This is a genomic window from Mesorhizobium sp. M7A.F.Ca.MR.148.00.0.0, assembly GCF_003997735.1.
Taxonomy (GTDB): Bacteria; Pseudomonadota; Alphaproteobacteria; order Rhizobiales; family Rhizobiaceae; genus Mesorhizobium.
Genome location: NZ_RZTB01000007.1, coordinates 101,104 through 107,900, shown reverse-complemented (window position 1 = coordinate 107,900; position 6,797 = coordinate 101,104). Strand labels below are relative to the sequence as shown.

The following is a 6,797-nucleotide window of genomic DNA, read 5'->3' as shown; positions in this document are numbered from 1 at the left end:
TTTCGACACCGAGCTGGTGCGCGAATTCTTCCAGGCGCTGGCGCAGAATGCCGGCATCACGCTGCATGTCACCAATCACTATGGCGCCAACAACCATCACATCGCCGAGACCTGCTTCAAGGCGGTGGCGCGCGCGCTGCGCGCGGCTCTCGAACGCGATCCGCGCCAGCCGGATGCGGTTCCCTCCACCAAGGGATCGTTGAAGGGATAAGGCCATGGCCACCTATGTCGTGATGGAACCGCCAGGCCGAAGCGAGAAGGCCGATGCCACGGCCTTTGTCCGCGATGGCTTCACCTGGCTGGGCCTCCTGGTGCCGCCGCTATGGTTCGCCTGGCATCGGCTGTGGATCGAGGCAGCGCTTGCCTTCGTCGTCATGGGCCTGCTTTCGATGCTGGGCCAGAAGCTCGGCCTTGGTCTGGCCGGCTCGCTGCTGTCACTGTTGGTTTCGCTCTATGTCGGACTGGAAGGGCAAGGCCTGCGCATCGCGGCACTTCGCCGGCGCGGTTGGCACGAATGGGGCGCGGTCGAAGCCGGTTGGCTCGACGATGCCGACACACGCTATGCGCTGGAAGCGGAGGCGCTTCCCGATGAGGTTGTGCCGGCGCCGCGCATGGTCCCCGATGCTGCCCTCGCGCGGCCAGCGCAGCCGGGCATGGCGCTGGGGCTGACCCACATTCCGGGAAGAAGCTGACATGCGGGTTGCGATCATCGACTACGGCTCGGGCAATTTGCGCTCGGCCACCAAGGCTTTCGAGCGCGCCGCGCGCGAAGCCGGCATATCGGCCGATATCGACCTGACCGCAGATGCCGCGCGGGTGCGCACGGCCGATCGCATCGTCCTGCCCGGCGTCGGCGCCTATGCCGACTGCGCCTCCGGCCTGCAGGCCGTCGAAGGCATGTGGGAAGCCGTCGAGGAGGTTGCGATCGTCAAGGGCCGGCCGTTCCTCGGCATCTGCGTCGGCATGCAGCTGATGTCGCAGCGCGGCCTCGAAAAGACGATTACCAAGGGCTTCGGCTGGATATCGGGCGACGTGAAGGAGATCATGCCTTCCGATCCGGCGCTGAAGATCCCGCAGATCGGCTGGAACACGATCGAGCTCAAGCGCCAGCATCCGCTGTTTGCCGGCATACCGACTGGCGCAAGCGGGCTGCATGCCTATTTCGTGCATTCCTATCATCTCGATGCGGGCAAGGCGGACGAGGTTCTGGCGGTTGCCGACTATGGCGGCCCGGTGACGGCGGCCGTCGCCCGCGACAATCTTGTCGGCACGCAGTTCCACCCGGAAAAGAGCCAGGCGCTCGGCCTCGCGCTGATCACCAATTTCCTGCGCTGGAGGCCCTAGAGCATGATCCCGAAAAGTGGACCCCGGCTTTCTCGGACAAACGGTTCCCGTTTGTCCGGAGATCATGCTCGAGCAGAGGGATAGACCATGAGCAAGAAGGGCTACTGGATGGCGATGGTCGAGGTGACCGATCCGGAAAACTATCCGCTATACATTGCCGCCAACAAAGCGGCTTTCGACAAATATGGCGCAAAGTTCCTGACCCGCGGCGGTCAATCGTCGAGCCCGGAAGGGCCATCGGGCAATCGCCATGTCATCATCGAGTTCGAGAGCTATGCGGTCGCACTCGCCTGCTTCCATTCGCCTGAATACCAGGTGGCGCTGAAATTCCGACGTCTCTATTCGACATCCCATTTCGCCATTGTGGAAGGCGCCTGAACGGATGATCCTTTTCCCGGCGATAGATCTCAAGGACGGCCAGTGCGTGCGCCTCAGGCATGGCGACATGGCGACCGCGACCATCTACAACGATGATCCTGCCGCGCAGGCGCGGGCCTTCGAGCAACAGGGTTTCGAATGGCTGCATGTCGTCGACCTCAACGGCGCCTTCCAGGGCCAGAGCGTCAACAGTGCGGCGGTCGGCGCCATCCTCAAGGCAACGAAGAACCCGGTGCAGCTCGGCGGCGGCATCCGCACGCTGGCGCAGATCGAAGATTGGCTCGATCGCGGGCTGGCCCGCGTCATCCTCGGCACGGTGGCGGTGCGCGATCCTGACCTTGTCAAGCAGGCCTGCAAGGCGTTTCCGGGCAAGGTCGCCGTCGGCATCGACGCCAAGGGCGGCAAGGTCGCCGTCGAGGGCTGGGCCGAGGCGTCGAGCCTCGGCGTCATCGAACTGGCGAGGAAGTTCGAGGGCGCCGGCGTCGCTGCCATCATCTACACGGACATCGACCGCGACGGCGTTTTGACCGGCATCAACTGGGACGCCACCATCGACCTCGCCGATGCCGTGTCGATCCCGGTCATCGCGTCGGGCGGCCTCGCCTCGATCGCCGACATCGTGCGCATGACCATGCCCGATGCGCAAAAGCTCGAAGGCGCGATCTCCGGCCGCGCGCTCTATGATGGCCGCATCGATCCGGCGGAGGCCCTGGCGATCCTGCAGGGCAGGGCGGAGACGCGGACGTGAAAATCTCCATTATCCTGGCGTCCTATGACAGCGGCCATTACCATGGCGGCATGGGCCAGGGTCCGGACGCGCTGGTCTCTGGCGGGCTCGTCGACGCCCTGACGATGGCCGGCCACGATGTGATGGTCGAGGATATCGGCAAGGTTGGAGATACCCAGGAGCGCGAAATCGCCACCGGCTTTGCCGTCTGCAACGCGGTTGCGAGCGAGGTTCGTCTTGCCCGTGACGCCGGTCGGTTTCCCATCGTCCTTGCCGGAAACTGCCTGACCAGCGCCGGCGCGGTCGCCGGCGAAGACGCCGATGCGATCATCTGGGCCGACCAGCATGGCGATCTCAACACGCCCGAGACATCCACATACGGCTTTCTCGACGGCATGGCGCTGGCGACCGTGCTCGGCCTGTGCTGGCGACCGATGGCGTCCGCCATTCCCGGCTTCAAGCCGGTCGATCCGTCACGCTGCGTGCTCGTCAACGCGCGCGATCTCGATCCGGACGAGAAGCGGCTGCTGGAGACATTGCCGATCGTGCGGACGGAATGCTCCGGGGTGGCCCGGGCGGCCGAAAGACTGAAGATCGCCGGCGCCAGACGCGTGCACATGCATCTCGACATGGACGTGCACGATCCCCGGGAGCTGCAGGCCAACCGCTATATCACTTCGGGCGGGCCGAGCCCGGAACAGTTGCGCGATGCCACGTGCGCCATGGCGCTGGCGGTGCCGATCGTCGGCATCACCGTCTCCGCCTACGACCCGGCCTTCGACGCCCAGGCCGATGTTCCGCCGCTGGTTGGCCAGTTGCTGAACGATCTCATCGCCACGATAGAGGGCCGCTGATGCTGAAAGCCCGTGTCATCCCCTGTCTCGACGTCAAGAACGGCCGTGTCGTCAAGGGCGTCAACTTCGTCGATCTCGTCGACGCCGGCGATCCGGTCGAGGCGGCCAAGGCCTATGACGCGGCCGGCGCCGACGAGCTTTGCTTCCTCGACATCACGGCTTCGTCGGACAATCGAGAGACCATCTTCGACGTCATCGCACGCACCGCCGAACAATGTTTCATGCCGCTGACCGTTGGCGGCGGCGTGCGCCAGGTCGCCGATATCAGGAAGCTGCTCTTGGCCGGCGCCGACAAGGTGTCGATCAACACGGCCGCGGTGAAGAACCCGGATTTCGTCGCCGAGGCCGCCGACAAGTTCGGCAACCAGTGCATCGTCGTCGCCATCGACGCCAAGAAGGTGTCGGGCACCAGTGAGACCGACCGCTGGGAGCTCTTCACTCATGGCGGCCGCGAAAAGACCGGCATCGATGCGGTCGAGTTCGCCCGGAAAATGGTCGATCGCGGCGCCGGCGAGATCCTGCTGACCTCGATGGATCGGGACGGCACCAAGGCCGGCTACGACATCGCGCTGACCCGCGCGATATCAGACGCCGTGCGCGCGCCGGTGATCGCCTCCGGCGGCGTCGGCACGCTCGACCACATGGTCGAAGGCATTCGCGACGGCCATGCCGGCGCGGTGCTGGCCGCGTCCATCTTCCATTTCGGCACCTACACGATAGCGCAGGCCAAGGCGCATATGGCCGCCGCGGGGCTGCCTATGCGGCTGGACTCTGTGAATAATCGGCCCTAAAGCATGATCCCGAAAAGTGGGAACCGGTTTTCGGAAAAGATCATGCTTAAACAAGCAGATAGATGACGCCATGACCGAGTTTTCGCTTTCCGATCTGGAAAAAATCATTGGGGAACGCGCCCATTCCGGAGATCCGGATTCGTGGACGGCAAAATTGTTCGCGCGCGGCATCGACAAGGCGGCGCAGAAGCTCGGCGAGGAGGCCGTCGAGACGGTGATTGCCGCCGTCAAGGGCGACAAACAGGCCCTCGTTTCGGAAAGTGCCGATCTTATGTATCATTGGCTCGTCGTTCTCGGCCTCTCGGGAGTTTCGCTGAGCGACGTGCTCAGGGAACTCGAAGGCCGCACCCGGCGTTCGGGCATCGCCGAGAAGGCGTCACGGCCCAAGGGCTGACCGCGAGGAAGGGCAGGTATCTCGATGGATCAGCTCGCGCCGACCGAGAAGTATTCCCCCTTTCGCTTCTTCTCCGCCGAGCAATGGTCGCAATTCCGCGCCGATACCCCACTGACGCTGAGCGCGGACGAATTCCGCCGCCTGCGCTCGCTCAACGATCCGGTCGATCTCGAGGAGGTCACGCGCATCTATCTGTCGCTGTCGCGGCTGTTGTCGGCGCATGTCGAAGCGAGCCAGCTGCTGTTTCGGCAACGCCAGGCCTTATTCAACGCGGTCGACGTGGTCAAGACACCCTTCATCATCGGCATCGCCGGTTCAGTCGCGGTCGGCAAATCGACCACCGCACGCGTGCTGAAGGAGCTGCTGGCGCGCTGGCCGTCGAGCCCCAAGGTCGATCTCATCACCACCGACGGCTTCCTGCTGCCCAACGAGGTCTTGCGGCGCGAGAACCTGATGGAGCGCAAGGGTTTCCCCGACAGCTACGATGTGGGTGCGCTGCTGCGCTTCCTGTCGGGCATCAAGTCGGCGCTGCCCGATGTCCGCGCGCCGGTCTATTCGCACCTGACCTATGACGTCATTCCCGGCGAGTTCGTCACCATCGACCGGCCCGACATATTGATCTTCGAAGGCATCAATGTCCTGCAGCCCGGCAAGCTGCCGCAGGACGGCAAGATCGTGCCTTTCCTGTCGGACTTCTTCGATTTCGCCATCTACATCGATGCCGACGAGAAGCTGATCCACAACTGGTATATTTCCCGCTTCATGCGGCTGCGTGAGACCGCCTTCCGCAACCCGGACTCCTTCTTTCACCGCTATTCGCAGCTGTCGGAGGGTTCGGCGCGCGCCATCGCCGAAGGCCTGTGGACCAACATCAATTTGAAGAATCTGCGCGAGAACATCCTGCCGACGCGGGCCCGCGCCGACTTGATCCTGCGCAAGGGCGCCGATCACCTGATCGAGGAAGTGGCGCTCAGGAAGCTGTGACGGCCGGCTCCGTCACCCGCCGCAGCGTCAGATTGATCCGCCCGCCGTTTTTCAGCAGCGCCGAGGTCGAGGGATAGATCCGATCGACGCCGTGAAAGCACAGCCGCCCCTCGCCGCCGAGCACCACGACGTCACCGCTTTTCAGCCTGAACGACTTGGTGGCGCCATCACGCGTAGTCTGGCCGACTCGGAACAGGCAGTCGTCGCCGAGCGAGACGGAGACGACCGGCGCCGAAAAATCGGTCTCGTCGCGGTCCTGATGCAGGCCCATTTTTGCGTCCGGCGTGTAGAAATTGATGAGGCATGCTTCCGGCGGGTGCGGATAGCCCGAGACCTCACGCCACAGGTCGAGCAGCGCATCCGGGATCGGCGGCCAAGGCGCCCCGGTTACCGGATGCGCCGGCTGGTAACGATAGCCGTGCTCCTTGTCGGTGACCCAGCCGAGCGGCCCGCAATTGGTCATGCGCACGCTCATCTCCTTGCCGGTGCGCGGCATGGCCGGCACGAACAGCGGCGCCTGCTGCACGATCCGTCTCACCTGGTCGACCAGCTCTTCCTGCGCGCTGCGCGACAGGTAGGCCGGCATGTGGCGGACGCCTTTGGGCAGGACGAGCACGGATTCGATTACCTCTTGGATGGTTCGGAACCGTAAAATGTCACGATCAAATGAAAACGGCGACCCGAAAGCCGCCGCTCTTGTCGAATTGGCAGCCGCCGATCAGGCGAGGTCGGGAATGCGCAGCACCTGGCCCGGATAGATCTTGTCGGGATGGGTCAGCATCGGCTTGTTGGCCTCGAATATGACCGTGTTCTTGACGCCTTGGCCCTTGCCGTAGCTTTTCTCGGCGATCTTCCAGAGATTGTCGCCCTTCTTCACCGTGTAGAAGGTGGGCTCCTTGGCGGGGGCGGCGGCCGTGCCAGGTGCTGGCGCGACCTGCAATTCGTCGGCCTGCACTTTGGAGACGCCGAGCGTGTTGCCGACGGCGATGACCGCCTTCTCGAAGATCGACTGGTCCTTGACCACACCCTTCAGCACCGCCGTGTCGCCCGTGACGACGACCTCGACGCCATCGGTGCCGAGCTTGTGCGAATCGAGCTCCTTCTTGAGTGTGTCGGCCGTGGGTGCGGCTTCGTCGTCACCGCCGATGCCCAGTTTCTTGCCGACGCTCTTGACGAAATCGAACATGCCCATCCTTGGTCTCCCTTGCTAATGGCAATGGTTGAACTTTGCATCTGCGGTCCAAAATGGGAAGTCGTTTTGCGCGTGATTGGTGTGGTGCTTAATCGTTCTCCACCCGGCCGCGCAGCTTCTTGATCGTGCCGCG

Annotated in this window: 10 protein-coding genes and 1 pseudogene; 9 read left to right on the top strand and 2 right to left on the bottom strand. The window is 63.8% G+C overall.

Annotation, left to right across the window (positions count from 1 at the left end; genetic code table 11):
• The 9 genes and pseudogenes from EOB49_RS37365 to coaA form a co-directional block, all read left to right on the top strand.
• A pseudogene (locus EOB49_RS37365) lies at positions 1-211 on the top strand (imidazoleglycerol-phosphate dehydratase); the annotation flags it as partial.
• Positions 212-215: 4 nt separating this feature from the next.
• Positions 216-692, top strand: a complete 477-nt coding sequence (locus EOB49_RS04735; protein WP_127380296.1) for a DUF2628 domain-containing protein — start codon at positions 216-218, stop codon at positions 690-692.
• Position 693: 1 nt separating this feature from the next.
• Positions 694-1,344: an imidazole glycerol phosphate synthase subunit HisH gene (hisH, locus tag EOB49_RS04730; protein ID WP_127380295.1), complete on the top strand. Its 651-nt coding sequence runs from the start codon at positions 694-696 to the stop codon at positions 1,342-1,344.
• 87 nt (positions 1,345-1,431) lie between these two features.
• Entirely contained in the window at positions 1,432-1,722 is a 291-nt protein-coding gene (locus tag EOB49_RS04725; RefSeq protein WP_127380294.1) for a DUF1330 domain-containing protein, read from the top strand.
• Between the two features lie 4 nt (positions 1,723-1,726).
• A complete protein-coding gene (gene hisA / locus EOB49_RS04720; protein ID WP_127380293.1) occupies positions 1,727-2,470 on the top strand; it encodes a 1-(5-phosphoribosyl)-5-[(5-phosphoribosylamino)methylideneamino]imidazole-4-carboxamide isomerase in 744 nt (247 codons plus the stop codon).
• The gene (locus tag EOB49_RS04715) at positions 2,467-3,303 is read left to right on the top strand and encodes an arginase family protein (protein WP_127380292.1); all 837 of its coding nucleotides are present in this window, start codon (positions 2,467-2,469) and stop codon (positions 3,301-3,303) included. Before hisA ends, EOB49_RS04715 begins: the two co-directional genes overlap by 4 nt.
• On the top strand, positions 3,300-4,094 hold the full coding sequence (gene hisF, locus EOB49_RS04710) for an imidazole glycerol phosphate synthase subunit HisF (protein ID WP_164781588.1): 795 nt from the start codon (positions 3,300-3,302) through the stop codon (positions 4,092-4,094). The genes EOB49_RS04715 and hisF overlap by 4 nt, the downstream gene beginning before the upstream one ends.
• A 70-nt stretch (positions 4,095-4,164) precedes the next feature.
• Positions 4,165-4,488 carry a phosphoribosyl-ATP diphosphatase gene (locus EOB49_RS04705; protein WP_127380290.1) on the top strand — a complete coding sequence of 108 codons (324 nt, stop codon included), beginning with the start codon at positions 4,165-4,167 and terminating at the stop codon, positions 4,486-4,488.
• A gap of 24 nt (positions 4,489-4,512) precedes the next feature.
• Positions 4,513-5,472, top strand: coding sequence for a type I pantothenate kinase (gene coaA / locus EOB49_RS04700; protein WP_127380289.1), 960 nt, complete (start codon positions 4,513-4,515; stop codon positions 5,470-5,472).
• Here the strand turns inward: coaA and EOB49_RS04695 are convergent.
• Complete coding sequence (locus EOB49_RS04695; RefSeq protein WP_127380288.1) at positions 5,459-6,088, bottom strand: alpha-ketoglutarate-dependent dioxygenase AlkB; 630 nt, start codon at positions 6,086-6,088, stop codon at positions 5,459-5,461. The genes coaA and EOB49_RS04695 overlap by 14 nt on opposite strands.
• Positions 6,089-6,190: 102 nt before the next feature.
• Entirely contained in the window at positions 6,191-6,664 is a 474-nt protein-coding gene (gene lysM / locus EOB49_RS04690; RefSeq protein ID WP_027039967.1) for a peptidoglycan-binding protein LysM, read from the bottom strand.
• Between the last annotated feature and the right edge of the window lie 133 nt (positions 6,665-6,797).

Coding starts and splice junctions, on each gene's coding strand:
- EOB49_RS04735 (WP_127380296.1), top strand. CDS start 216: ATGGCCACCTATGTCGTGATGGAACCGCCAGGCCGAAGCGAGAAGGCC.
- hisH (WP_127380295.1), top strand. CDS start 694: ATGCGGGTTGCGATCATCGACTACGGCTCGGGCAATTTGCGCTCGGCC.
- EOB49_RS04725 (WP_127380294.1), top strand. CDS start 1,432: ATGAGCAAGAAGGGCTACTGGATGGCGATGGTCGAGGTGACCGATCCG.
- hisA (WP_127380293.1), top strand. CDS start 1,727: ATGATCCTTTTCCCGGCGATAGATCTCAAGGACGGCCAGTGCGTGCGC.
- EOB49_RS04705 (WP_127380290.1), top strand. CDS start 4,165: ATGACCGAGTTTTCGCTTTCCGATCTGGAAAAAATCATTGGGGAACGC.
- coaA (WP_127380289.1), top strand. CDS start 4,513: ATGGATCAGCTCGCGCCGACCGAGAAGTATTCCCCCTTTCGCTTCTTC.
- lysM (WP_027039967.1), bottom strand. CDS start 6,664: ATGGGCATGTTCGATTTCGTCAAGAGCGTCGGCAAGAAACTGGGCATC.